Source organism: Amycolatopsis decaplanina DSM 44594, assembly GCF_000342005.1.
In the GTDB taxonomy this organism is placed as follows: Bacteria; Actinomycetota; Actinomycetes; order Mycobacteriales; family Pseudonocardiaceae; genus Amycolatopsis; species Amycolatopsis decaplanina.
In genome coordinates this window covers 93483-118538 of sequence record NZ_AOHO01000065.1, presented here as the reverse complement: position 1 = coordinate 118538, position 25056 = coordinate 93483, and the positions used below count along the sequence as shown (strand labels likewise).

The window sequence follows — 25056 nt, the reverse complement described above, 5'->3', positions numbered from 1 at the left end:
CCAGCAGCCACCACATCCAAGCCTGCCAAACCAGACTCGAACACAACCCATTAGGCCTCCTTGAGGGACCCAGGGTCCCTCAAGGAGGCCTTCACGGACGTATGATCGAGATATCGGGGTAGAAACGTGCTTTCGCTATGGGCACGCGCATACGCGGTATCGAATGAACCGTCACTCCTTCCTTTCGAAGGAGTCGACCTTTGCGTTCCCCTGTTCAGAGCCGTTCCCTGATCGAAGTCTGGCCCGCGCTCGCCGGTCTCTCGGCCGTGTTCCTGTTCGAAATGCTCGACAACTCGATCCTCAATGTCGCGTTGCCGACCATCGGCCACGAACTCTCCGCCTCGACGACCACCCTGCAATGGGTGACCGGGGCGTATTCCGTCGTGTTCGGCGGACTGATGCTGGCCTTCGGCGCGCTGGCCGACCGCGTGGGCAGGCGCAAGATCATGCTCACCGGACTCGTGCTCCTCGCGGTGGCGAGCCTGGCCACGGCGTTCGTCACCGTCGCGTGGCAGCTCATCGCCGTCCGGGCCGTCATGGGGGTCGCGGCGGCGATGACCACACCGGGGTCGCTCGCCCTCGCGTTCCGCCTGTTCGACGACGACGTGCTGCGCGTCCGCGCCACCACGCTCATCTCGACCGTGGGCCTGGTCGGCCTCGCGCTCGGCCCCACCGCCGGCGGGCTCGCGCTTTCCGTCGCGCCGTGGCAGGCGTTGCTGCTGGTGAACGTGCCGGTGGCCGTGCTCGCGTTCGTAGGTATCCGGGTCGGCGTCCCCGCCGACGACCCCGCCGACCTGCACCGTGATCCGATTGACGTCGCGGGCGCCGTCCTGGGAACCGCGACGATCGTCCTCGCACTGCTCGCCCCCACGCTCTTCGTCGAAGAAGGTACCGCGTCGGCCCTGCCGTGGACCGCTGCCGCGGCCGCGGTCGTCGTCGGAACCGGCTTCGTCCTTCGCCAGAAGACCGCCCGGCATCCCTTGCTGGAACTGAAACTCGTCGCGCGCCCACTGGTGTCCAGCGGTCTGGCCCTCAAGGCCGCGGCAGGACTCGCGACCGCAGGGCTCGGCTATCTCGTGACACTGCACCTCCAGCTCGGCCTCGGCTGGGCGCCCGCCGAAGCGGCGCTCGGGATGCTGCCCCAGGTTGTCGTCCTGATCGCCGGCGGCGCACTCGTCACACCGCTGATGCGCCGTCTCGGTCTCACCAAAGCCGCCTGGTTCAGCGCCGCCGCGGTCGTGTGCGGGCTCGCCGTCTACACCGCGTTCGGCGGGCTCGGCTACGTCTGGATCGCCGTCGCACTCGCCCTTGTCGCGGCGGGCATGCGTGTCGTCGGTGTCGTGGCCGGCACCAACGTCATGCGCGGCCTGCCCGAGAACCGGACCACCATCGGCGCCGCGCTCGTCGACACCGCCGGCGAGGTCACCACCGGGATCGGCATCACGCTCAGCGGCACCATCCTGGCGCTGGTCTTCCCCGGCGCGCTGACCGAGGCCCGGCGGTCGGCCGACTTCCTGACCGCGACCACCTACGCGGGGCTCGCGCTCACCCTGCTGTCCGCGGCCCTCGTCGGCTTCGGCATCCTCCGCGGCCGCCGTCCCGAATAGACATGAAGGCCCCCTTCCTTGCGCCTGGCGCAAGGAAGGGGGCCTTCATGTCCTTACCGGAGGACTACAGCTTCGCGCACTGCCCGGCGGCCGGGCCGCGGACGGTGTTCCGCAGGTCGTAGTCCGTCGGAGCGGGGGAGTTGGCCGCGCACGCCAGAGGTCCGCCGATCGTGCTGGACGTCAGCACCGGCCCCTGGTTGCCCGTCAACGCCACCGGCCCGCCGATCTCGGTCAGTTCGATCGAGACCGGACCGGTCGCTCCGGTGATCGCCACCGGACCGCCCACCTTCGTCCGGTCCAGCACGATCTGCGCCGCGCCGGTCGCCGTCAGCGGACCGGAGATCGACCCGCCGCGGACGATCAGGCTCGCGCCCGCCGCCACCGACACCGGACCGGAGATCGTCGCACCGTCCACACAGGTCACCCCGTTTTGGACGGTGAGCGGGCCCTTGCGCTCGCCGGTGATCGTCTGGGTGCACGCCGCGTCGGGCTTGCCCAGCACCTCGAACTCCGCCAGCGACGCCTCGCCACCCGTGGTCGCGGTGACCTCGAGCCGGTAGTAGGCGTAGTGCGCGGGGTTCGCGATCTTGAACGCCCTGGTCTGCTGCCGCCACGGGAACGTCTGGTCGGTCCGCTGGTCCGCGACCGCCCACGTCTTCCCGTCGTAGGAGCCCTTGAGCACCCAGCTCTTCGCGTCGCCCGCACCCTTGCCCGAAGTCAGTGTGTAGAACGAACCCGCCTCGTTCGTCGAGGGCACCTGGTACTGGATCGGCGCCTTGACCTTCGCCTCGGTCCGCGACGTGTTGTCGAAGAACGCGGCGTCCCCGCCGGAGACCGGCTTGGTCAGGTCGTGCACCGGCGTCGGCACCGCGTCGCCCTTGGTGATCGACTTCGGCGCGTCGTTCGGACCGGTACCCCACGACGACGGGTTCGGACCCATGTCGAAGTCGAGCGTCCCGCCTCCTCCGATCGCCGAGTGCGCGAGCGACGTCGAGGTCTGTGCCTTGCCGTTCACCTTCAGGCCCTGCACGTAGACGTTCTTCGCGCTGTTCTTCGGCGCGTTGACCACGATCTTCTTGCCGCCGGGCAGGTTCACGGTCGCCTTGGTGAACAGCGGCGAGCCGATCGCGTAGTCCGAGCTGCCGACCTGCAGCGGGTAGAAGCCCAGCATGCCGAACAGCCACCAGGCCGACTGCTCGCCGTTGTCTTCGTCACCGCCGTAGCCCTGTCCGAGCTCGCTGCCGACGTACAACCTGGCCAGCGCCTCGCGGACCTTCGCCTGCGTCTTCGACGGCTGACCCGCGTAGTCGTACATGTAGAGCGTGTGGTGTGCGGCCTGGTTCGAATGCGCGTACATGCCCATCCGCACGTCCCGCGCCTCGGTCATCTCGTGGATGATCCCGCCGTAGCTGCCGAACTTCAGCCCCGTTTCGGGCGTGGCGAAGAATTCGTCCAATTTCGACGCCAGCCCCGCCTTGCCGCCGAAGAGGTTCGCCAGGCCCTGACCGTCCTGTGGGACGGAGAACCGCATGCCCCACGCGTTGGTCTCGGTGTAGTCGATACCCCACACCTCCGGGTCGAACTTGTCCTTGGCGCGGGTGAACTTGCCCGCCGCGTCCCGGCCCTGGAAGAAGCCGACACTCGGGTCGAACACGTTCACGTACTGCGTGGCCCGTTCGGTGAAGTACCCGTAGTTGTCCAGGTACTCCTGCTTGCGCGGGTCGTTCGCCGGAGCCTCGTCGTAGAGCTTCTTCGACATGTTCGCGATGGCGTTGTCGTTGACATAGCCCTCGATCGCCCAGGAGAACCCGTGGTCGGCGGTGTTCGGCGCGTATCCGAGGAACGTGCCCTCGTCGATGCCCTTGCGGCCGACCGCGCCGTTCGGCGGGGTCACGGTGGCGTTCTTGATCGCCGAGTCGTAGGCCGACTGGACGTCGAAACCCTTGACTCCCTTGAGGTAGGCGTCCGCGAACGCCGCGTCCGAGCTGGTTCCGGTCATCAGGTCCGCGTAACCGGGGGAGGACCAGCGCGAGATCCAGCCGCCGTCGCGGTACTGCTGCACGAAACCGTCGACGAGCTTGCCGGTGGTGTCCGGGCTCAGCAGCGAGTACGCCGACCACACCGTGCGGTAGGTGTCCCAGAACCCGTTGTTGACGTAGAACTCGCCGTCGACCAGCTTCGCCCCGGTCTGCGTCGGGGTGTCCTGACCGGCCTTCGGCGACACCGGGCTCGCGTACTTCTTCACCGGCTTCTCGACGGTGCCGACGTTCTCGAAGCCCGAGTTCGGGTACAGGAACAGGCGGTAGAGGTTGGAGTACAGCGTGATCAGCTGATCCTTGGAGGCGCCTTCGACCTCGACGACCTTGAGCTTCTCGTCCCACGCGTTCTGCGCGGCGTCGGCGACCGACTCGAGCGTCGCGTTCGGGGCGAGCTCCTGCTCCATGTTCTTCTTCGCCTGGTCGACACTGATCAGCGACGTCGCGATCCGCATGTTCACCGTCTTGTCGGCACCCGCGTCGAACTTCAGGTACCCGAGGACGTTGTCCCGCTTCTGGTCACCCGAACCGGTCGACAGCTTCGCACCGGCGGTCACCGGCTTGTCGAAGGTCGCGTAGACGAACATCCGGGTCGCACCGGCGGACAGCCCGCTGCGGACGTCGCTGTAGCCGGTGATCGACCGGCCGGCGGGGTCGAGGGTGAGCCCGCCGTTGTTGTTGACGTTGTCGAAGATCAGGTTCGAGTCCGCCCCGGGGAACTTGAAACGGTACAGCGCCGCGTGATCGGTCGGCGCGACCTCGGTCTTGATCCCGTTCTCGAAGTCGACGCCGTAGTAGTGCGCCCGCGCCGTCTCGTTGGAGTGCTTGAACGGCAGTTTCCGCGCCTCACGGTCCGGGTTCGGCACACCGCTCGCGGTCGAAGGCAGGAACTGGAACGTCTGCCGGTCCGCCATCCACGGGCTCGGCGCGTGGCTCGCCGAGAACGCCTGCAGCGCCGGGAGGTTCTGCTCGTTGTTGCGCGAGTGGTAGGAGTACATCCAGCTCAACGTGCCCGCGTCGGTCGTCGGGATCCAGAAGTTGAACCCGTGCGGGACAGCGGTGGCGGGCATGTTGTTGCCCCGCGAGAACGACCCGTTGGACAGCGAACCGCGCGTGGTCAGCACGTTGTCGGACGGGCGCAGGCTCGCCGGCGGCGTCGGCGTCGCCGAGACCTTGATGTCGTCCAGCCAGCCCTGCAGCGAACCCGGGCCGGACGGGTTGTCGTAGCCGACCAGGATCCGGTCGATCGTCTTGCCCTTCGCGACCACCCCGATCTGCGAGCGCACCAGGTTCCACTGGTTGGTGTAGAGCACCTTGCTCGCGCCCTGGCCCTGCGGGGAGAGCCCGAAACCGTACTGGTCGACCGCGCCGAGCTGGCTCAGGTAGGTGCCGTCGGTGAACGCCAGGTCCACCGCGACGTTCGTGCTCGGGTACTTGAGGTCGCCGCGGATGAACTCCGGCTGGACCTTGTACGACAGCTCCGAGGTCGCCGCCACCGGGATGTCGACGTCGAAGATCTTGTTGTACGACCAGCCGTGCCCCTGCGCCTTGTGGCTGCCGGAGTAGCGGAACGCGCGCTGGCCGGTGAATCCGACGCGGTTCTTGTTCGTGTAGCCGCCGGTCGGGCCGCTGTCGGCGAAGCTGCGCATGTTCGGCAGTGCCGGCGGGGCCGGGTCCTCGTTGGCCAGCAGCAGCTCCGAGAGCTGCATGATGTCGCCGCCGTTGTTCTTCGTGATGGTCAACCGGAAGAACCTGTAGGCCGCGCTCGCCGCGGGAAGGCGGTACTCCTTGGTCTGGAACCGGTCGGAGAACTTCTGCCCGGTCTGCTTGTCCAGATCCGTCCAGGCCTGGCCGTCCGCGGAACCCTGCAGGGTCCAGTCCTGCGGGTCGCGGTTGTCGAAGTCGTTGGCCGAGGACAGCGCGTAGCGGGTGATCGACGTCGGTTCCGAAAGCGCGACCTGGGCCCAGCCGGTCGGGGTCCAGGCCAGCCACTTGGTGTCGGTCGAACCGTCCACCAGGTTCGACACCCCCTCGTTCGGGGTGTTCTCGATGTTGGCGGAGGTCTCGGTGACCTTGCCGCGGATGTCACCGGGGATGGTGGTGGCGTTCGCGCCGTCGACGCCGAACGCCTTCGGCTTGCCGGACGGGTCGACGTCGACGGTGTCGCTCCACGTCGGCTGCGGTTCACCTTGCTCGAAAGAGGAGTAGAAGTCTGGTGGGGCTTCTTCGGCCGCGGCGGTGGCCGGGAGGGCTACCAGCCCAGACGCCACCACCGTGGCACTCAGGACGCTGCAGACCAGAGGTCTGACGCTTCGGGGCATCGTTGCACCAATGCTTTCTCGCGGGGGCATGCTGGGCGCCGCTCAGGCAGGGGGACCGGTGGCGCCAAGAGAGAAAAGCCCGGGTGTGACATCGATGTCAAGACACTCGGACAAACCTGGCCCGAACTGGACAACCCGGATGCCGGGAAACCTGGTGGACAACCGACAGGCTCGGGGCCAGGGTGAAGACACGACTGAAGCCGATCCGGGAAACTGGGGTGGGGACATGCGGCGGTTGTCCATGCTCGGCGTGGCAGCGCTCATCACGGCAGGCTCGATACTCACGGCTCCGGCGGCCACCGCCGGCGAAACGACCTTCCGCCCGGTGCGCGCCTGCGCCGACCTGGTGCGGACCTATGACGTTCCCGGCGCGATCACGCACGTCGAGACCGCGACCGTGGTGCCGGCGACGGCGACCGAGCCGGAGAACTGCGACGTCCGAGGTTACGTCGAACCGGCGGTGCGGTTCCAGCTGCGACTGCCGACCAAGACCTACGCGGGCCGGTACCTGCAGTTCGGCTGCGGTGGATTCTGCGGTGTGGTCACCACGCCGCCGTTCGCCGATTGCGGCCTCCCGCACGGTGGCGATGTCGCCGTCGCGGCCACCGATGACGGTCACGTCGGCAGGACCCCTGCGGTCGTCGATGACGGCAAGTGGGCCGAGAACGATCAGGTCGCTCGCGACGACTTCGCGTTCCGTGCGCCGCACGTGGTCTCGAAGGCGTCCAAGCGACTGATCACGGCGTTCTATGGCGCTCCGCCGAGGAAGTCCTACTTCAGCGGCTGCTCCGACGGGGGTCGTGAGGCGCTTCTGCTGGCGCAGCGCTATCCCCACGACTTCGACGGCATCGTCGCGGGCGCACCGGCCGGATACTGGGGACCGCTGCTCGGCGTCTACCAGACCTGGCTCGCCAAGGTGAACACCGGCGCCGACGGTAAGCCGATCCTGACCGCCGACAAACTCCCGGCCCTGCACGCCGCCGCACTCTCCTCTTGCGACAAGTCCGACGGACTCGGCGACGGTGCCATCGACGATCCGCGCACCTGCCGCTTCGACCCGGCCACGATCGCCTGCCCGCCGGGCACCGACAACGCCGGTTGCCTCACCGCGGCGCAGGTCGGGGCCACCAGGAAGATCTACGCGCCGCCGACCGACGAACACGGCCGCAAGCTGTATCCGGGCGGCCAGACGGTCGGCTCCGAGCTCTCCTGGTACGGCTGGATCATCCCGTCACCGGAAACCGGCGGCGTTCCCTTCGCACAGGCACTCGCCGACAGCTACCTGAAGTACATGGCTTACCCGATCGGGACGCCGCATTCGTCGGTCGAGAAGTTCGCCTTCACGTCCCGTGAATTCGACAGGCTGACCCCGGAAGGCATCCGGTCCAACGCGATGTCGACGGACCTGCGCGAATTCCGTCGCGCCGGCGGGAAACTCGTGATCTGGCACGGCTGGGCGGATCAGGCGATCCCCGCCGCGGGCACCGTCGACTACTACCAGCGGCTCACCCACGCCAACGGCGGTCCCGCCGCGACACGGAACTGGGCCCGGCTGTTCATGGTTCCCGCGCTGTACCACTGCGCGACCGGCGACAAGCTGACCGAGTACGACCCGCTGAAGGAACTGGTCGCCTGGGTCGAGCGCGGCACCGCCCCGGACCGGACGATCGCCACCGGCCGCGACGCCGACGGCAACGTCTTCCGCACGCGGCCGGTGTTCCCGTACCCGCTGCAGGCCAGGTACGACGGCACCGGAAGCATCGACGAAGCCGCGAACTTCGTGCCGGTCCCGCCTTCGCGGCCTTCGCAGGATCTTGTGAACTGGGCGGGGAACGGTCTTTACGGCAAGGCTGGTCCGGTAGCTCCCTAGAGATTTGGGGCACGTCTCGTGAGTGGTAAAGACGGTTAGAACCGTCCTTACCACTCACGAGCTATGAAAGGACGCCGTCCAGCAGTCGCACCCGCCGGTCCGCGATCCGGTGCACCTCGTCATCGTGCGTCGCGACGATCACCGCGGCACCCTCCTCGGCGCAGCGCCGCAACAGCCGAAGCACTCGCGGTGTGCTCCCGGCGTCGAGGTGCGCTGTCGGCTCGTCGGTCAGCAGGACCCGGGGCCGCCCGCTGACCGCCCTGGCGAGCGCGACCCGCTGCTGCTGCCCGAACGAGACCTCCAGGGGGTAGCGGTCGCCGAGGTCGCCGATCCCGAGTTCCTCCAGCAGTTCCGAAACCCTCGCGTGGATGTCCTTCGCGCTGGGCTTGGGGACGTCGGACCGGAGCCGCAACGGGAGCGCCACGTTCTCCGCGATCGTCAGTTCGTTCGCGAGGCCGAGCGCCTGTGGCAGGACGGCGCAGGTGTGCCACGGCGGCGCGCCCGCTATCGGGACACCGTCCAGCAGGACACTGCCGGAATCGGGCGAGTCGAAACCGCACAGCAGCGCCAGCAGCGCGCTCTTGCCGGAACCGGACCGACCGGACACGGTGACCAGTTCTCCCGCTGCCACACGCAGTTCGAGCCCGCGCAGGACTTCGACGTCCCCGCTGGGATGGGGGAACCGGCGGCGCAACCCGACGGTCTCGAGGGCGGGTTCCGCCATCACGGCACGACCTCCCGTTCTTCGACCTTCTCCAGTCTGCCCTTGTGCATCCGAGCGACCCGGCTGCCGAGTTCGATGAGCCGGTCGTCGTGCGAGGCGACGATGACGGCGAAATCCTGATCCGCCAGGTACTTCAGGGTGTCGAGCACCCGGTCGGCCGAGCCCTCGTCCAATTGGGACGTCGGCTCGTCGGCGAGGACGACGGTCGAGCGGCGAGCCAGCGTGCAGCCGAACGCGAGACGCTGCTGCTGCCCGCCCGACAGCGCGGAGATCCGCCAGTCGCCTGTCCCGCCCAGACCCAGCTGGTCGAGGATGTCGTCAGGCAGGCATTCCGTCCCGGCCGATTCCGCCGCCGCGCGGAGATTGTCGGCGACGCTCAGGTACGCGAGCAGGTTGTCGGTCGGGTTCTGGAACACCAGGCCGAGGTGGGTTCGCCTCAGTGCCCGCCGGTCACGATGCCGCAGCTTGCCGGTTTCGGTGCCCTGGAAGGAGATCGTGCCCCGCGCGGGTTGCTCGAACAGGCCGAGTGTCCGCAGCAGGGTGGACTTGCCGGAGCCGGACGGCCCGGCCAGCACGGTGATCCCGCGTGTCGGGATGTCGATGGTGACATCGTCGACGCCGGTGACCGTGCCCGCCGGCGTCTGGTAGTCGACGCCGATCCCGCGCAGCCGGAAGATCGGTTTCTCAGGCACGGATCAACTCCGCGGTCCGGGCGGTGCGCACCGAGCGCATCGCGATCCAGCCCGCCAGCGCCACGACGAGCACACCGACGGCGAGTACGGTCAGGGCGAGCGGGGTCGGGTCGGGCAGTGCCGACTGCGGCGGGAGAAAGGTCGCCGGGTCGAAACGCGGCACCGAAAGCCCCGCGACCAAGACACCGCAGACGACGCCGATGACCACGGCGAGCCCGCTGAGTGTGCCCAGTTCCATCAGATGACTCGCCAGCAGGGCACGCGGCCGCATGCCCATCCGCAGCACCAGCGCCCCGGCCAGCGCGTTCTGGCGACGGCGGACTTCGACCGCGACCAGCAGCGACAGCACCGCCACCACACCGAGCACGGCACCGAGCAAGGCCATGAACGAGAACGTCCAGGACACCACGTAGAACGGGAGGGCGTCGAGCGCTGATTCACGGGTGACGCGGTTGACCGCCGTCACGACCCCCACGGTGGTCAGCGCCTCGGTCACCTGCGTCATCGACGAGCTGGACAGCAGGCTCCACTTGGGCACGGTGCCCAGTTGCGCGTCGCTGAGCGATTCCCGGGAGATCACGTATCCGGCCTTGGTGCCGATGATCGGGAACATCGGCAGGTCGCCGATCGCCCTGGCGTCACCGAGGCCGGCGGGCAGCGCGGGTTTCTGGGCGGCGTCGTTCCCGATCCGGATCGCCGGGACGCCGTTGCCGGGGCTCGACAGGCCGCTCAGCAACCGGTCGACTTCAGCACCGTCGAGCGGACCGAGGGTGGCGGCCTGCCGGAAGCTGCGCGGGTCCACGACCAGCACCACATTGCCGGTGCCGGTCAGCTCGCCGATGATCGTGGTGCTGCCGCTGATCGAGGCGGGCAGCCGGACCTTCCCGGTGCCGACGACGCTTTCGGTGTCGACCCTGGTCTCGGCTCCGACGAAGATGGCGGACTTCGTCTGCAGTGCCTCTTCCTGTCCGCGGGCGATACCGATCCCGGTGGCCAGGGTTCCGATGGCCAGGGTGCCGATCACGAGCACACCGGTGACCGGTGCGCGGGCACTGGCGAGTCGCCGGATGGCCAGTTGCAGTGCGGGCCGGGACCACAGCCGGGCGCGATGCGACGCGTGCAGGGCGAGCCAGGCCAGTCGTGCGGCGACGAGCCCGACGGTGAGCACGACGAACACCGGGTACGTGAGCGCGAGCGGGTCGACCTGGGGGAGCGGGTTGCCGATCCGGGATCCCTTGCTGTAGTCGACGAGCCGGTTCCAGCCGAGCAGGGCGACAGCGGCGGTGAGCAGCTCCCACGGGAAGAAGGCCAGGAACTTCACTTTCTTTCGCCGCCCGGACCGGACCCGGCCGAGTTCGAACTCCCGATGGGTGCGGACGGAGATCACCCCGGCGAGCAGTGAGAGCGAGACGAGCAGGATCGTGGCCGCGACGAGCGACCCCCACAGCGTCGCGCCGTCGTCCGGTTCACCCGGTGGTCCGTAGACCCCGAGCAACAGTCGTGCGAGCACCGTGCCGGCCGTGCCACCGGCGACGATGGGGAGCCCGAGTTCGGCGACCGCGAGCATCCCCAGCGCCCAGGGGCCGCTGCCGCGCGCGGACAGCAACCTCAGCTGCGGGTGCCGCCGCTGGTACCACTGCAACGCGACAGTGCCGATCCCCGCGCAGCCGACCAGGATGCTGATGGCCGCGAGCGGCAGGATCGAGATCAGGACATTCGATTCCGCCTGGTTGCTGATCTCCACCGAGCGCTCGAACGGCAGCGACCCGACGATCGCGTCACCGAGGCCGCGGGAGCCCAGATCCGCCTTGACGGCGGCGATGAGGGCTTTCGAGCGCTCCTGCAGGTCCTCGGCCTCGCTCACCGTCTTGGGCGGCGCCTCGTAGAACGACATGTGCAGCGTCTTGATCATCGGGACGCCCAGCGTGTGGACCGTGTCGTCGAACGTCTTCCCGTCGTCGGCGAACATGACCGAGTCGAGCGGGTCGTTGGCGAGCCTGCCGACGACGGCGTTCCGCTGCTGCGAGCACCACCAGCGCGGCGCCGGGTCGGGAAGGTCGCGGTACAGCCCGGTCACCGGAGGTATCGGGGTGCCGTGGATGCTCGGTGTGGTCCCGGCTTTGATGCCTTGCGCCCCGGCCACGATGGTGCCGAGCCAGAACCCGGCTCCCGGTGATCCGTCCGCCAGATCGAGGTGGCCCTGAAGCGCTTGGTCGCGATGGGCGAGAACGACCTTGTAGTGGGGGTCGCCGTTGAACTCGGTGCCGAAGAGGACAGGCGTGTAGCGGGAGGTGACCGGTGTGGAGAAGCCGTGCGCCGCCGCGTTCCGGCGGACCGAGTCGACGACCTGCGGAGCGACCGCGGTGGGGACGTTGTCCTTGCTGAAAACGGGTCCGTAGTAGTCCGGGCACACGATGTCGGACTGGTACGTGACGGCCGCGCCGCCCGCGGCCGAGGACTGCAGGACGGCGGCGGTACCGAGGAAGCAGGCCAATAAGGCGGTCACCGCGGCGATGATCAAAGTCAGGGGACTGGTCAGCGCCGCCTTCGGAGCCGCTCGCCACGGCATTGTCACCCTGGGCCCGCCGGGAGCCCCCCACTTCACCCGCATGGATACGCACGCTACCGGTCAAGGCGCCTGGACGACAGGAAGAAATCACAGTTTGTTGCTGGCGTGAAGTAAGGCATGGTCCATTGTGGTGATACGGGAGCGTGATCACTGACCGTCAGTCACCAGATGATCTATCGGTGTCGCCTCGCCCGCCTCGCTCTCTGCTGAGAATGCGGTTTCTCCGAGCGCCGCGACGATGACATCGGTGATCCTGTCGACGTCGCCGCGTTCGGCCTTCGGCAGGGGAGCGCCCACCGATCGCCGCGACGCCGCCGCGGCACCCAGCAGTCGAGCGGCCAGGCGATACGAGCCGGCCGCCGCTTCCGCCCCGGCCAGACCTTCCAGGCCGAGGGCGATCGCGCGGGGGTCCTCGCTGTGGCGGGCGATCGCGAGGCCGTCCAGCTGCAGCCGCTTCGCCGCCGCCGCGTCTCCCCGCTGCTCGGCGATGAACCCGAGCTCCGCGAGGATCAGAGTGCTGCCCGCTTCGGACTCCACTCGGCGATGCCAGTCCAGTATGGACAGCAGTCGCCGCTCTGCCTCCTCGAACAGCCCCTGGCGTCGCGCGCCGAGCGCGAGCCCTGTCTCGGCGTAGACCTCGCCAGGCTTGAAGCTGTGGTCGGCTGCCAGCGCCCTGGCCCGCTCGTGAAACTCCTTCGCTTCCTCGAAGTCGCCGGTGAGCAGCGCTGTCCGGCCCAGCCAGGACAGTTTGTAGGCGACTTCCGGCCACAGCTCCAGTTCTTCCGCGCGGCGAAGGCTTTCCCGATGAACACGGGCGGCGTGGTCGTAGTCCCCGGCTATCGAAGCCAGCATGCCGACGACGAACGAAGCCTGCAGCCAGCCCCAGCGTTCGCCGAGCCCGTCGAAGATCCCGGCGCTCTGCGCGGCGATCCGGCCCCCTCCGGTGAGGTCGCCGCCGGAGATCAGGTGGGACGCCCTGTCGCTCAGTGCGGCCGCGGCGCTCCAGTCGTCACCGAGGTCGCGGGCGGTTTCCAGTGCGCCGAGGGTGAGCTTCTCCGCCCGGCACAGGTCTCCGATCGTGGACCACGCGTAGCCGAGGAACCACAGCGTCCTTGCCCGCGCGAGAGGATCGGCGATACCCCACACGGTCTCTTCCGCCGCGTCCTCGATGCCGGCGCCGTCGAGCACGGCGATCCCGGTACGCCAACCGAGAGCCTGGGCGTGCTCGTCGCCGGTGTCGATCTCCGTGCCGAGTACGAGGTTCAGCGAACGCCGGGCCTCGGTGAGCCGTCCGCGGAGAAACCAGAACCAGGTCGTCGCGTTCACCAGCCGCAACGCGAGCCGGTGCTCTCCTTGCCTCAACAGCGTTTCCAGCGCGCGCCGGGTGTTGGCGCCTTCTGCGTCCAGCCTGTCGAGCCAGCGCCGCTGCTCCCGGCCGCGCAGCCCCGCGTCACCGCGTTCGGCCAATTCGACGTGGAAACGCGCGTGCCGCAAGTACAGATCATCGAGTTCGCCCGCCCGCCCGGCGTGTTCCAGCGCGTACGCCGAGACCGACTCCAACAGCCGGAACCGCGGTTCACCGGACCTGCCGGGCCTGCTGACCACCAATGACCTGTCGACGAGCCGGGACACCAGGTCCAGGACGTCGGTGGAGGCGATCTCGCCGCCCGCGCAGACCGACTCGGCCGCGTCGAGCCCGCAGCCCTCGGCGTGGACGGCGAGCCTGCGCAGCACGATCTGCTCGGGCCCACTCAGCAGGCTCCAGCTCCAGTCGATCATCGCGCGCAGAGTCTGCTGGCGGCGCGGTCCACCCCTCCTGCCCGACGACAGCAGAGCGAACCGGTCGTCGAGGCGGGCGAGGAGTTCGTGCACACCGAGCGTCCGGACCCGGGTGGCGGCGAGTTCGAGCGCCAGCGGGATCCCGTCGAGTGTGCGGCAGATCCGGGCGACCACCGCCGCGTTCTCCGCGTCGAGCGCGAACCCCGGTGCGGCCGCCGTGGCACGGGCGGCGAACAGCCGGACCGCGCTCGACTCCCGCACCACGGCGAAATCCGCGTGCTCGGGCAGGTCGAGCGGCGGCACCGCCCAGACGTTCTCCCCGGGCAGCCCGAGCGGTTCCTGGCTGGTGGCGAGCACGCGCAGGCGAGGCGCCGCCGCGAGCAGCCGTTCGACCAGTGCCGCGACCGGTTCGACGACCTGTTCGCAGTTGTCCAGGACGAGCAGGATCTCTTTGTCCCGTAAGGCATCGGTCAGCGACTGTGTCGCCGTTCCGGTCGACGTCGCCTCCTCTCGAAGATCCAGCACGGCCGTCAGGACGACGGCGACCAGATCCTCGGGCGGGCACGTCGGGCACGCGACGTTGTCCAGGCCCGCCAGCTCGACGAGCCAGGTGCCATCGGCCATCGCGAGCTTCGACGCGGCCTCGATGGCGAGCCTGGTCTTGCCCACACCGCCGGGACCGGTGAGGGTGACCAGCCGTGCGTCGGTGACGAGCGCTCCGACCTCCTTGACCGCCGTCGTGCGGCCGATCAGCTCGGTCAGTGCCTCGGGCAGGTTGCCGCGTACCGGTTCGGCGGCGTGGACAGGTTCGAGACTCGGACTCCTGGTGAGGACCGCCTGGTGCAGAGCCGCGAGGTCCGGCCCCGGTTCGAGCCCGGACTCATCACGCAGTCGGGCGCGCAGTTCGGCATAGGTTTCGAGTGCTTCACTGTGCCGCCCGGCCGCGTACAACGCGCGCATCAGCAAGCCGCGGAGGCGCTCTCGCAGTGGATACCGTGCGACCAGACCGGCCAATTCCCCGGTGAGGACGGCGTGCTCGCCGAGCGTCAGCCGGGCCTCGGCCCGTTCCTCTTCGGCGAGCAGCCTTTCCTCCTCCAGCCGTTGGGCCGCGGCCAGGGCGAAGTGTTCCTCCTCGAATCCGGCATACGCGGGCCCTCGCCACAACGCCAGGGCGTCCGCCAGCAGCGCGGCACGGGCGCGCGGATCGGCGGTGTCGCGGGCGCGGGCGGTGAGCGCGCGGAACCGGTGGACGTCGAGATCGCCGGCCTCGACGGTGAGGACGTAGCCGGCGGGTTGATACGCCACGATCTCCCGGGCACCGGGTTCGGCCCGATCCAGGGCGCGGCGGAGCTGGGAGACCTTGGTCTGCAGGGTGTTGCCCGGATTGCCCGGCGGATGCTCGCCCCACAGATCGTCGGTCAACGACGACACCGACGCCGCCCTGCCTTCCCGGCTCAGCAGCGCGGCGAGCAGGAGGCGGACCTTCGCCTCGGGCACGACGACGGGCTCGCCCGCGGTCGTCCACACGGCGAGTGGCCCCAGCACTCCGAAACGCACGAAACCGACGTTAGCGCGGACCACCGACAGGATCGTGCGTGAACCCGCAGCGATCCGTGCGCGGGCCGCGTCACGGTGGTCCCATGAGCGAACACGGCAAGACCCCGGTGACGGTACTGGGGCTGGGCGCGATGGGAACCGCGCTCGTAGAGGCACTACTGGCCGCGGGCCATCCGGTCACCGCGTGGAACCGGACCGCGAGCCGGGCCGAGGCGGTGGCGGCGAAGGGAGCTTCGGTCGCGTCGACCGTCTCGGAGGCTCTCGCGGCGAACGAGATCGTGATCGCCTGCCTGCTCGACTACGACTCGGTGCACGAGGTCCTGGACCCGGTCGCGGCGGGACTCAAGGGACGGCAGCTGATCAACCTGACCAACGGCACCCCCGGCCAGGCACGCGAAATGGGTGCCTGGGCCGAGGAACTGGGCGCGGAATACCTCGACGGCGGGATCATGGCCGTCCCTCCGATGATCGGCACCCCGGCGGCGTTCATCTTCTACAGCGGCTCGGGCTCCACCTTCGGCCGGGCCCGCACCGCGCTGGACACCTTCGGCGGGGTCAACTACCTCGGTGCCGACCCCGGGCTGGCGCCGCTGCACGACATCGCGCTGCTCAGCGGGATGTACGGGCACTTCATCGGCGTCATCCAGGCGTACGCGCTGGTCGGCTCGGCGGGGGTCAAGGCTCGGGAATTCGCGCCGCTGCTCCGAGGCTGGATCGACGCGATGAGCGGCTTTCTGGAGCGCGCGGCCGAACAGATCGACGACGGCGACTACGTGACCGACGTGGTGTCGAACATCGCCATGCAGGCCGCGGCGTTCCCGAACCTCGCCAAAGCCGCGGCGGAACAAGGCGTCAGCGCGGAACTGCTGGCCCCGCTGCAGCCGCTGATGGACAAGCGGGTCGCCGGCGGACACGGCGCCGAAGACCTGATCGGCGTCATCGAACTCCTCAAGAAGTAAGGGAAACACAATGATCACACTGATCGGGCTCGGTCCGATGGGACAGGCCATGGTCCGGGTACTCCTGGAGAACGGCCACGGAGTGACGGTCTGGAACCGCACGGCCGCCCGCGCGGACGGCGTCGTCGCCGCGGGCGCCGTGCGCGCCGGGACACCGGCGGACGCGGTGGCGGCATCGGAGCTGGTGTTGCTGAGTCTCACCGACTACGCGGCGATGTACGACATTCTCGGCAAGGCCGAGGATGCCCTGGCGGGCAAGGTGATCGTCAACCTCAGCTCGGACACTCCGGAGAAGACCCGTGAAGCCGCCGACTGGGTCAAGGCCCGGGGCGGGCGGTTCGTCGCGGGCGGCGTGATGGTGCCTGCCGAGTTGGTGGGCAAGGAGGAGGCGTATGTCTTCTACAGCGGCCCGGCCGACGTGTTCGAGAAGCACCGCGAGACCCTGGCGCTGATCGGGCGGCCGGACTTCCTCGGTGAGGACGTCCGGCTGGCACAGCTGTTCTACCAGGCGCAGCTGGACATCTTCCTGACCTCGCTTTCGGTGTTCATGCACGCGAGCGCGCTGGTGCGTTCGGCGGGTGTGCCGGTGGAGAAGTTCGTCCCGTACGCCAAGGACAACTTCAAGATGATGGATTTCTACCTGGACGCCGCGGCCGAGCAGATCGAAAAGGGCGAGCACCCCGGCGACGACGCCAACGTGACCATGATGGGTGCGACGGCCGACCACATCGTCCAGGCGAGCCGGGACGCCGGGGTGGACGTGGTGTTGCCGGAAGCGGTCAAATCGCACTACGACCGGGCGATCGCCGCGGGGCACGGGCGCAGCTCGTGGACCAGCCTTTTCGAAATCATCAAGGCGGACCGCAAGTAGTCACCTACTTGCTCCTGCACGCGCGTTGACGACCGCAAGTAGGCGACTACTTGCGGTCGTCAACGACGCCCAGCACTTCCAGGAAGGCCTTCGCCGCCGGAGTGACCGTGAAGCGGTTCCAGACGAGGTGCTCGATCCGCGCGGGAGCGTCCCTCACCGGCACGGTGACCACGTCGGTCAGGTTCGGCACGTACTTCGACGGCAGCAGCGCCACACCCAGTCCCTGATGGATGAGCCGCGCCATGAAGTCGGCGGCCGTCACCTCGAAGGCGACCTCACGGGTCACTCCCGCCGCGGCGAACGCCTGATCCGTCTGGGCCCGTCCAGCGGATCCCGAGGGGAAGTCGACGAACACCTCCGACGAAAGCCGCTTCAAGTCCACTTCGGACTCGACGGCGAGAGGATGGCCGGGAGCCACCACGGCGATCAGATCGTCACGGCCCAGTTCGCAGGTGCCCACGCCGTCCGGCCGGTCGGATACCGGGAGGCCGAGGAACGCGACCTCGATCGCGCCGTCCTTGATCTGCTCCACCAACTGCCCGCTCGCCCCGACCCGCAGCCCGATCCGGACGTGCGGGTACCGGCCGCGGAAGGTCTGCAGGGCGGCAGGGACGTCGACCGCCGCGACGGTCGGGATGACGCCCACGGTGAGCCGCCCGCGGATCTCGCCGACGGCCGCGGCGACTTCCGAGCCTGCTCGGTCGGCGGCCTCGAGACATTGCCGGGCCGCGGGCAGGAACGCTTCGCCCGCGGCGGTGAGCCGCACCCGGCGGCTCGTGCGTTCGAACAGTCGCGCGCCGAGTTCCCGTTCCAATCGCGCGATCTGATGGCTCAGCGCCGATTGCACGACGAGACACCGTTGCGCGGCACGGGTGAAGCTGTTCGTTTCCGCCACGGCCACGACGTACCGCATCTGCTGAAGCTCCATGGATCCATCTTGAATCACGATGGATCAAGTGACAAACATGTGTTGGACTCATTGATCCTGGGCACCGAAGCTGGGAAGCGTGAAAACGCTGACGACCACGCCGCTCGCCGCCGGTCTCGCCGGTACCGCGCTGACCGCCTTCGCCCCCATGGTCTGGGGGACGACCTACGTGGTCACCACCGAACTCCTCCCGCCGGGGCATCCGCTGTTCGCGGGTCTGATGCGCGCCCTCCCCGCCGGACTGATCGCGCTCGCCGTCACCCGCACCCTCCCGCGAGGAACCTGGTGGCTGAAGGCCGCCGCGCTCGGTGTCCTCAACATCGGGATGTTCTTCCCCTTGCTGTTCGCCGCCGCCGAACGGCTGCCCGGCGGAGTCGCCGCGACACTCGGCGCCGCCCAGCCGCTCCTCGTCGCGATCCTCGCCGTGGCCGTACTGCGCCAGAGCCCGTCCGCGTGGCGGTTCGCCTGGGGAATCGTCGGGATCGTGGGTGTCGGGCTGGTGGTGATCGGACCGGCGGCGGGCTTCGACGTCGTCGGGGTGATCGCCGGACTCGGAGGCGCCGCGACGATGGCGCTCGGCGTCACGCTCACCAAACGGTGGGGACGTCCGGCGGACGTCGGGCCGACCGCGTTCGCCTCGTGGCAGCTCACCGCGGGCGGGTTGTTCCTGGTGCCGGTGACGTTCCTGTTCGAGGGCGCGCCGCCGTCCATCGACCTGAACGCGGGTCTCGGGTACCTCTGGCTCGGCCTGATCGGTGGCCTGCTCGCCTACGTCCTGTGGTTCCGCGGCATCACGTCCCTGCCGGTCACCTCGGTCGCCGTCCTCGGCCTGCTCTCGCCGATGGTCGCCGCGGTACTCGGCGCCGCGCTGCTCGGTCAGTCGCTCGGTCTGGTCCAGCTCGCCGGTTTCGCTCTCGCCCTCGCCTCGATCGTCGCGGGCCAGATCACCCCGAAAGGTGTGGTCCGATGAGGATCGCCGTTGGACGCGGTCGTGGGTGCAGGCCGCCACTTCGGCTCGGGCGGATCGCCGGGGGAGGGAGTCTCCGGACTCCGTTCGGCCTCGATCTGGATCTCGATGTTGGTCTTGTGCGCTATCGGGTCCCAGATCTCCTCGATCGGTGCCAGCAGGGACTGGCTGACGCCGCAACGGCGGGCACGCACGGCGTACCACGCGAACCCGGCCAGGAAGAGGGGAAGGCTGAGGAACGCCGCCACGGGTGCCACGAGGGTCAGGCTGACATGGGCAGAACAGCAGCGACGCACCCATGAACACCTGCTGGACGCCGGACGTCAGGTCTTCCTGCGGCACGGTTTCCTGGCGGCGACGGTCGAGGAGATCGCGGCCGACGCCGGTTACACCCGCGGCGCCGTCTACAAGCATTTCGGTGGCAAGGAAGGCCTGTGGCTGGCGATCGTCGAAGCCGACGCTGACGGCCATCTGCGAGGACTGCGCGAGGCTCTCTCTCGCGCCACCTCGCGCGACGAGATGATCGCGGCGCTGAACCCCGCCGACGTGGCGGACAAGGACGCGGCGAAGTGGAGCGCGGCGGCCGCGGAAGTACTCGCCGCGACGGCACGGCAACCGGAAACCGCCGTGCGGATCGCCGCCATCCAGCGACGTCACGACGACGAGGTGGTCGCCCTGCTCGCCGAGCACTCCCGGCGGCTGCGCCTCGAGCCCGCCATCCCACTGGACCAGGCCGTCGTGATGATCGGCGCCTTGGGAATCGGCCTCGCGCCGCGTCAGACCGTCGCTCCCGCGGCGGACCCCGCCGCGGTCCTCACCCATGTGCTGGGCACCGTGTTCCCGCCCGAGGCAAAGTGACGGACGGTCCGGACGTACTCCCGATGACGACTGAGGAGGATTCATGCGGATCTCATCACGCAGGCGCGAAACAGGCTGAGCGGCACCTACACTCAGGCGCCGTGATCGATTCCTTCACCACCGCCGACCTCGTCGACGAACACGGCGACCGGCTGCGCGTCTGCGACACCCAGTTCCGCCAGTTCGGCGGCCATCGGAAGTTCTCGGGCCCGATCCGGACCGTCTCCTGTCACGAGGACAACGGCCTGGTCAAGAAACTGCTGGCCACTCCCGGCGACGGCGCCGTCCTGGTGGTCGACGGCGGCGGCTCGCTGCACAGCGCGCTCACCGGCGACATGATCGCGAAGTCCGCCGTCGACAACGGCTGGGCGGGCGTGGTCGTCAACGGCGCGGTACGCGACAGCGCCGAGCTCGCCGGGCTCCCGCTCGGAGTGAAGGCGCTCGGCACCAACCCGCGCAAGAGCTCCAAGGCGGGTGTCGGCGCTGTCGACGTCCCGGTCGGTTTCGGGGGAGTGACGTTCACTCCCGGTGACACGCTCTACTCCGACGACGACGGCGTCGTGGTCCTTCCCTCGGCCATCGCCTGAACCGGCTCGACGACGATGACCCGGCGGCCCCGGGTGTGCCCGGCGTGGCTGTCGGCATGCGCCGCCGCGGCATCGGTGAGCGAGTAGGACTTTTCGACCGGGATGTGCAGCCTTCCCCGCGAGATGAGATCGACGGCCTCGGCCAGCGCGTCCGGCACGCTCCCGGCCACGCCGGAGAAGTGGACGCCGAACTCGGGCGCGCCGAGATCGGCGATGGAGATCACCCTTCCCGGATCCCCGGTCAGGGCGACCAGCTCGGCGATCACGCCTGATCCGGCCAGGTCGAGGGCGGCGTCGACCCGGCCGAGCCGCCGCACCCGTTCCACCCAGCCTTCGCCGTAGGTCGTGGCGAGCGCGCCCAGGCCGCGCAGATAATCCTGGTTCGCGGCGCCTGCCGTGCCGATCACCGCGATGCCGCGTTCGCGCGCGATCTGCAGTACCGCCGATCCGACCCCGCCGGACGCGCCGCTGACCAGCAGCGTCTGGCCGGGCCGCACACCGACTTCGCGGATCAGCCGCAACGCGGTCTCGACCACCGAGGGGTATCCGGCCGCCTCTTCGAACGTGAGACCCTCGGGCATCTTGGCCCAGGCCGAAAGTACGGCGAACTCGGCGTAAGTGCTCGAACCCTCGCCGAACACGGAGTCGCCGACCTCGACGCCGACGACGCCCTCGCCGACTTCGTCCACCACGCCGGCGGCGTCCAGGCCCACGCCGGACGGCAGCACGGTCGGATGCGCGCCCAGGACCTGGCCTTCGCGGATCCTCCAGTCGACAGGGTTCACCCCTGCCGCCCGCACGGCGATGCGTACCTGGCCTGGGCCCGCGTGCGGATCCTCGGCGTCGACGAGCTGCAGGACTTCCGGACCGCCGAACTCGGTAAAGATCACTTTCTTCATGCGGTCGACCGTAGCACTAACGGTTAGGGTTTTGAAACCGTTGTTGTTTTGGATCTGATAGCGTCGCTACATGACCGTGCCGACCGGACGTCGTGAGCGGAAGAAGGCCGCCACCCGTCAGAAGATCGCCGACACCGCCCTGCGGCTTTTCCTGGAACGCGGGTACGACGCGGTGGGTATCCGCGAGGTGGCCGCGGAGGCCGATGTCGCCGTCACCACGCTCTTCTCCCACTTCGCCTCGAAAGAGGCCTTGGTATTCGAGCAGGACGCGGACTTCGAGCAAGGACTCACGCGGGCTGTCACCGAGAGGGCGCCGCACGAGCCGCTCATCCCGGCACTGCGTCGGGAGATCCACGCGATGGTGCGCCATTGCGCGGCGGACGGCGCCGCCCCGATCTGGCGCATGATCGACGGATCGCCCGCGTTGCGGGAGTACGAGGACTCGATGAGGCTGCGCCACGCGGAGTCCCTGGCCGCGGCGATCGCGGCGGATCCGGAGTTGTCGCGGTCGGCCACGGCCTGCCGCACGATCGCGAGGTTCGTGATCGACGCCTACTCGCTCGGCCGGGAGGCGGCCGATCCGGAGGCCGCGGTGGACGAGATCTTCCGGATGATCGAAGCGGCCTGGGAAGTCACCGGCCCGGACAGTCGGTAGCGGCGAGGCAGGCCGCGTTCAGGTGCTCGCGCACGCTCGGCCTCGTGAGTGGCAAGGACGGTTCTAATGAGGGGTAGGGCGGTTCTAACGGACCGGTATTTGCTTATCTACTGGACCTGGGGAAGTTGAGTGTCCTAGGCCTTCTGTTGATCATGGCCCGGGATAGGGCCACCTCGCGTCTATGAAGGAATCGGGACGTTGAGCGTCCTAATTCCTTCATCAACGATCCCGATACCCACTGGGATCGTCGCCCTCGCGCAGGCCGGCAGCAGGTAGGCAAAATACCGGTCCGTTCTAACGCTCTTTACCACTCACGAGGCCGAGAGCGGCCTGGATCGCGGCGACGAAGCGCTCCGGCCGATAGCGACCGGGGTCGGTGAGCACGAGTCGCGCGGCCATCTCGAACAGGGTGGTGACGGTGTGCGCGACGATCTCCGGATCGAGTTCCGCCGGCGCGTCGATGGCTTCCAGGAGCCACCGCGTCAGTGATTCGGCCCGGTCGAGGGCGATCGCGCGTGCGGCCTCACGCGCGGTATGGAACTCGGCGGGCATATCCGCCATCGGCATGACGACGCAATACCACCGGTCCGGCGTTTCCTGGACCGCGTTGAGGAAGTCGGCGAGCATCCGCGCGAGGAAGTCGGGGGCGTCCTCGGTGAGTAACCGGCCCGGATCGCCTGGCAACACCGCGAGCAACTGCCGGAGCGCCGCCTCCTGCTCCCGGCGCAGCAGTGCGGCCAGGAGTTCGTTTCGGCTGCGGAACTGGCCGTAGACCACCGGTTTCGTGACCCCGGCCTGTTCGGCGACCGCGTCCATGGTCGTGGCGTTGTGCCCGCGGGTGACGACCAGGTGCAGCGCCGCGTCGAGCACTTGCGTACGGCGCTGCTCGGCGGGCACCCGCGCGGCGTAGGCACGGCGTTTCCGAGGTGTCGTGCTGGTCAACGGTCCTCCTTGATCGCGCCCTGGACAAAGCTACTCTAGCGTAGGATATTGCTACGCATCAGTAGTAAATGCGGAGAGCGGAGGCTGACGTGACGACGACACCGGTGGAACCGATGCTGGACCACGGGTTCTTCGGGCCGGGTTCGGTCACGTGGAAGGTGTGGGGGCACGTCACGGCGGCCGTCACCGGGCTCCAGCGATCCGTCGTGGTGGAGGAACTCGATCCGGCGCTGATCGCCGCCGTCGACCAGACCGGTGCGAACTACGCCCGGCCTCGCACCCGCTACGACCGCACGGTCCGTTACTTCGCCATGGTCGCCTTCGCCGACAGCCGGAAGGTCGCCCAAGCCGCGGACGTACTGGTGAAGGTGCACGCCAAGGCGATCGGCGTCGAACCGGTCAGCGGCAATCACTACGACGCCAACGATCCGCACTCGCAGTTGTGGATCCTGCTCACCGGCTGGCATTCGGTGCTCAAGGCCTACGAGCTGTACGGCGGCGGCAGGCTCACTCCCGCCGAGGAGGACCGGTACTGGGAGGAATGCGCCGTCGCCGCCGAGTTCCAGACCTGCGATCCCGCCGGCGTTCCCCGCACCCGCGACGGCGTCCGGGAGTACTTCGAGCGGATGCGTCCCCGGCTCGCCGTCAGCGAGGCGGCCCGGAAGATGATGGACCACCTGCTGACCGCGAAGGTCGTCCTGCCGCCGGCGCCGCGGCTGCTGACTCCGGCCCTCTGGCTCGTGAACTGGTTCCTGCGGGCCGGGACGATCGCGACCATGCCGCGCTGGATGCGGAAGCTGAGCGGGTTCACCCAGCCGAGGCTCGTCGACCTGCTGGTCCGGCCGGTCCTGCGGCTCGGCTACGGCGTCGTCGACGGAAACCCGCGGCTGAAGCTGGCGGTCGCGCGTCTGCTGGCGCCTTCCGCGGTGCCGATCATCGCTCCCTACGTTCTCGGGGTGCCCCCGGTGTCGGATGAGATTCTGACCCCGGCGGAGGCCCGGCGACGTTACGGCTACGACAAACCGGCGGACGCCCACCGTGACATCCGGGCGAAGCAACACCAACGGGTGTTCGCTGACGGCCAGGCACCCAGCGATGACGGTCTTCTCGAATCCCAGGCGGTACTGGGCTCGTTGTCCTAAATCGTCAGTCCCTCGGCATGACGCAGAGTTCCCGGGACCTCCCCGACTCGAAGTCGTAGACGACGGGGTTGCCGTACTCGTAGCCGGGTACGGAGTCGCAGTCCGAGCCGACCTCAGAGGAAAGCTGGGCGATCACCGAGTAGTTGGCGGAGCTGTCCGAACAGTGGACCCGCACGGCGCTGGCGCTGAACGCACCGTTGCTGCCGGCGTCTTCGTCGGCCGAGATGCAGTCCCCGGCCTGCGCGGAAAACGGGTCGGGGTCGACCTCCGGGACGCCGCCCCCGGTGGCGATCGCCACGGTCACCGCGATCGCTCCACCGGTGACGACGAGCGCCGCGGCCGCGATCCCGACGATCAGTCCGGTCTTCGGGGTCTTCTTCGGCGGCGCGACGGGGTACTGCTGCCAGATGGGCGGCTGCTGCTGAGGGTAGGTCACGTCATCAGGATCGGCCGTGCCGATGAAATTCCGATGACACGGCTCACTTGCGGGCGACGAGCCGTTCCACCAGCCCGAGGTTGAACCGCTCACGCCGCTCGACGGTCAGGCCGAGGCCGCCGATCTTGTCGAGCGGGCGCCGGAGGAAGTGCTCGCCCGCCATCGGCACGGTGATCTTTTCGGCGATCCATTGCAGACCGCGGACGGGACGCGACGAACTCGCGATGTGGTCGAGCAGGATGAGCCTGCCGCCTGGCCGGAGGACCCGGGCCATTTCCCGCAACGCCATGCCGTCCTCAGGGATCGCGCAGAGTCCGAGGGTGCAGACCACGGTGTCGAACGAATCGGCGCCGAACGGCAGGTCATGGGCGTCGGCCCGCCGCAGCGTCACCGGATGGCCGAGGCGTCCGGCGCGGTCGCGGGCGATGGCGAGCATGCCGTCACTGAGGTCGATGCCGGTGAGCGTCACGCCGTCGGGGTAGAGCGGCAGGTTCAGGCCGGTCCCGACGGCGACTTCGAGGACGTCGCCGGTGGCCTGGCCGCAGACCCACGCCCGGGAGTCGCCGAAGAGCTTCCGGTCCATGAACCGCATCTCCCGGTCGTAGTTCCGGGATTTGCCGTCCCAGTAACGGTTCCACCGCGCGGTCCGGGTCATGG

Annotated in this window: 19 protein-coding genes; 9 read left to right on the top strand and 10 right to left on the bottom strand. The window is 68.9% G+C overall.

Translation table 11 applies throughout. The features are described 5' to 3' along the window. The first annotated feature begins 200 nt into the window (after window positions 1-200). Window positions 201-1607: an MFS transporter gene (locus H074_RS24440; RefSeq protein ID WP_007032746.1), complete on the top strand. Its 1407-nt coding sequence runs from the start codon at window positions 201-203 to the stop codon at window positions 1605-1607. A 64-nt stretch (window positions 1608-1671) separates the two neighbouring features. Here H074_RS24440 and H074_RS24435 read toward each other — a convergent pair whose 3' ends face one another. Beyond that, window positions 1672-5964 carry a GH92 family glycosyl hydrolase gene (locus H074_RS24435; RefSeq protein WP_039923276.1) on the bottom strand — a complete coding sequence of 1431 codons (4293 nt, stop codon included), beginning with the start codon at window positions 5962-5964 and terminating at the stop codon, window positions 1672-1674. Between the two features lie 226 nt (window positions 5965-6190). On the opposite strand from H074_RS24435, the gene H074_RS24430 reads away from it, so the two are divergent. Beyond that, the gene (locus tag H074_RS24430; RefSeq protein ID WP_039923316.1) at window positions 6191-7834 is read left to right on the top strand and encodes a tannase/feruloyl esterase family alpha/beta hydrolase; all 1644 of its coding nucleotides are present in this window, start codon (window positions 6191-6193) and stop codon (window positions 7832-7834) included. Between the two features lie 61 nt (window positions 7835-7895). Here the strand turns inward: H074_RS24430 and H074_RS24425 are convergent, their stop codons facing one another. From H074_RS24425 to H074_RS24410, 4 genes are all read right to left on the bottom strand, one after another. After that, window positions 7896-8558, bottom strand: coding sequence for an ABC transporter ATP-binding protein (locus H074_RS24425; RefSeq protein ID WP_007032743.1), 663 nt, complete (start codon window positions 8556-8558; stop codon window positions 7896-7898). Further along, the gene (locus H074_RS24420) at window positions 8558-9250 is read right to left on the bottom strand and encodes an ABC transporter ATP-binding protein (protein ID WP_007032742.1); all 693 of its coding nucleotides are present in this window, start codon (window positions 9248-9250) and stop codon (window positions 8558-8560) included. Before H074_RS24420 ends, H074_RS24425 begins: the two co-directional genes overlap by 1 nt. Then, the gene (locus tag H074_RS24415) at window positions 9243-11819 is read right to left on the bottom strand and encodes an ABC transporter permease (protein ID WP_007032741.1); all 2577 of its coding nucleotides are present in this window, start codon (window positions 11817-11819) and stop codon (window positions 9243-9245) included. Before H074_RS24415 ends, H074_RS24420 begins: the two co-directional genes overlap by 8 nt. 147 nt (window positions 11820-11966) lie before the next feature. Further along, window positions 11967-15155, bottom strand: coding sequence for an ATP-binding protein (locus tag H074_RS24410; protein WP_039923314.1), 3189 nt, complete (start codon window positions 15153-15155; stop codon window positions 11967-11969). A gap of 83 nt (window positions 15156-15238) precedes the next feature. Between H074_RS24410 and H074_RS24405 the strand changes: the two genes are divergently transcribed. Both H074_RS24405 and H074_RS24400 read left to right on the top strand, forming a co-directional pair. Further along, window positions 15239-16114, top strand: a complete 876-nt coding sequence (locus tag H074_RS24405; protein ID WP_007032739.1) for an NAD(P)-dependent oxidoreductase — start codon at window positions 15239-15241, stop codon at window positions 16112-16114. A gap of 10 nt (window positions 16115-16124) precedes the next feature. Next, window positions 16125-16985, top strand: a complete 861-nt coding sequence (locus tag H074_RS24400) for an NAD(P)-dependent oxidoreductase (protein WP_007032738.1) — start codon at window positions 16125-16127, stop codon at window positions 16983-16985. Window positions 16986-17031: 46 nt separating this feature from the next. Here H074_RS24400 and H074_RS24395 read toward each other — a convergent pair whose 3' ends face one another. After that, entirely contained in the window at window positions 17032-17913 is an 882-nt protein-coding gene (locus H074_RS24395) for a LysR family transcriptional regulator (RefSeq protein WP_007032737.1), read from the bottom strand. A 79-nt stretch (window positions 17914-17992) separates the two neighbouring features. On the opposite strand from H074_RS24395, the gene H074_RS24390 reads away from it, so the two are divergent. The 3 genes from H074_RS24390 (at window position 17993) to rraA (ending at window position 20325) form a co-directional block, all read left to right on the top strand. After that, window positions 17993-18883: an EamA family transporter gene (locus tag H074_RS24390; protein ID WP_007032736.1), complete on the top strand. Its 891-nt coding sequence runs from the start codon at window positions 17993-17995 to the stop codon at window positions 18881-18883. Window positions 18884-18892: 9 nt separating this feature from the next. Further along, on the top strand, window positions 18893-19738 hold the full coding sequence (locus tag H074_RS24385) for a TetR/AcrR family transcriptional regulator (protein WP_007032735.1): 846 nt from the start codon (window positions 18893-18895) through the stop codon (window positions 19736-19738). A gap of 101 nt (window positions 19739-19839) precedes the next feature. Beyond that, window positions 19840-20325: a ribonuclease E activity regulator RraA gene (rraA, locus tag H074_RS24380; protein WP_007032734.1), complete on the top strand. Its 486-nt coding sequence runs from the start codon at window positions 19840-19842 to the stop codon at window positions 20323-20325. Here the strand turns inward: rraA and H074_RS24375 are convergent. Beyond that, complete coding sequence (locus H074_RS24375) at window positions 20277-21224, bottom strand: NADP-dependent oxidoreductase (RefSeq protein ID WP_007032733.1); 948 nt, start codon at window positions 21222-21224, stop codon at window positions 20277-20279. The two genes, rraA and H074_RS24375, sit on opposite strands and share 49 nt — an antisense overlap. Before the next feature lie 70 nt (window positions 21225-21294). Between H074_RS24375 and H074_RS24370 the strand changes: the two genes are divergently transcribed. After that, window positions 21295-21879, top strand: coding sequence for a TetR/AcrR family transcriptional regulator (locus H074_RS24370; RefSeq protein ID WP_007032732.1), 585 nt, complete (start codon window positions 21295-21297; stop codon window positions 21877-21879). 294 nt (window positions 21880-22173) lie between these two features. Here H074_RS24370 and H074_RS24365 read toward each other — a convergent pair whose 3' ends face one another. After that, complete coding sequence (locus H074_RS24365; protein WP_007032731.1) at window positions 22174-22821, bottom strand: TetR/AcrR family transcriptional regulator; 648 nt, start codon at window positions 22819-22821, stop codon at window positions 22174-22176. An 89-nt stretch (window positions 22822-22910) separates the two neighbouring features. Here H074_RS24365 and H074_RS24360 point away from each other — a divergent pair, with 89 nt between their 5' ends. Then, window positions 22911-23963, top strand: coding sequence for an oxygenase MpaB family protein (locus H074_RS24360; protein ID WP_007032730.1), 1053 nt, complete (start codon window positions 22911-22913; stop codon window positions 23961-23963). 4 nt (window positions 23964-23967) lie between these two features. On the opposite strand, the gene H074_RS24355 is transcribed toward H074_RS24360, so the two are convergent. Further along, the gene (locus H074_RS24355; RefSeq protein WP_007032729.1) at window positions 23968-24399 is read right to left on the bottom strand and encodes an LppU/SCO3897 family protein; all 432 of its coding nucleotides are present in this window, start codon (window positions 24397-24399) and stop codon (window positions 23968-23970) included. Between the two features lie 43 nt (window positions 24400-24442). Next, window positions 24443-25054, bottom strand: coding sequence for a class I SAM-dependent methyltransferase (locus tag H074_RS24350; protein ID WP_007032728.1), 612 nt, complete (start codon window positions 25052-25054; stop codon window positions 24443-24445). Between the last annotated feature and the right edge of the window lie 2 nt (window positions 25055-25056).

What these genes read in the sequence shown, in the direction of transcription:
- H074_RS24350 (WP_007032728.1), bottom strand. Translation starts at nt 25,054, where the DNA reads ATGACCCGGACCGCGCGGTGGAACCGTTACTGGGACGGCAAATCCCGG.
- H074_RS24400 (WP_007032738.1), top strand. Translation starts at nt 16,125, where the DNA reads ATGATCACACTGATCGGGCTCGGTCCGATGGGACAGGCCATGGTCCGG.
- H074_RS24395 (WP_007032737.1), bottom strand. Translation starts at nt 17,913, where the DNA reads ATGGAGCTTCAGCAGATGCGGTACGTCGTGGCCGTGGCGGAAACGAAC.
- H074_RS24405 (WP_007032739.1), top strand. Translation starts at nt 15,239, where the DNA reads ATGAGCGAACACGGCAAGACCCCGGTGACGGTACTGGGGCTGGGCGCG.
- H074_RS24415 (WP_007032741.1), bottom strand. Translation starts at nt 11,819, where the DNA reads ATGCCGTGGCGAGCGGCTCCGAAGGCGGCGCTGACCAGTCCCCTGACT.
- H074_RS24370 (WP_007032732.1), top strand. Translation starts at nt 21,295, where the DNA reads ATGACCGTGCCGACCGGACGTCGTGAGCGGAAGAAGGCCGCCACCCGT.
- H074_RS24435 (WP_039923276.1), bottom strand. Translation starts at nt 5,964, where the DNA reads ATGCCCCGAAGCGTCAGACCTCTGGTCTGCAGCGTCCTGAGTGCCACG.
- H074_RS24425 (WP_007032743.1), bottom strand. Translation starts at nt 8,558, where the DNA reads ATGGCGGAACCCGCCCTCGAGACCGTCGGGTTGCGCCGCCGGTTCCCC.
- H074_RS24375 (WP_007032733.1), bottom strand. Translation starts at nt 21,224, where the DNA reads ATGAAGAAAGTGATCTTTACCGAGTTCGGCGGTCCGGAAGTCCTGCAG.
- H074_RS24430 (WP_039923316.1), top strand. Translation starts at nt 6,191, where the DNA reads ATGCGGCGGTTGTCCATGCTCGGCGTGGCAGCGCTCATCACGGCAGGC.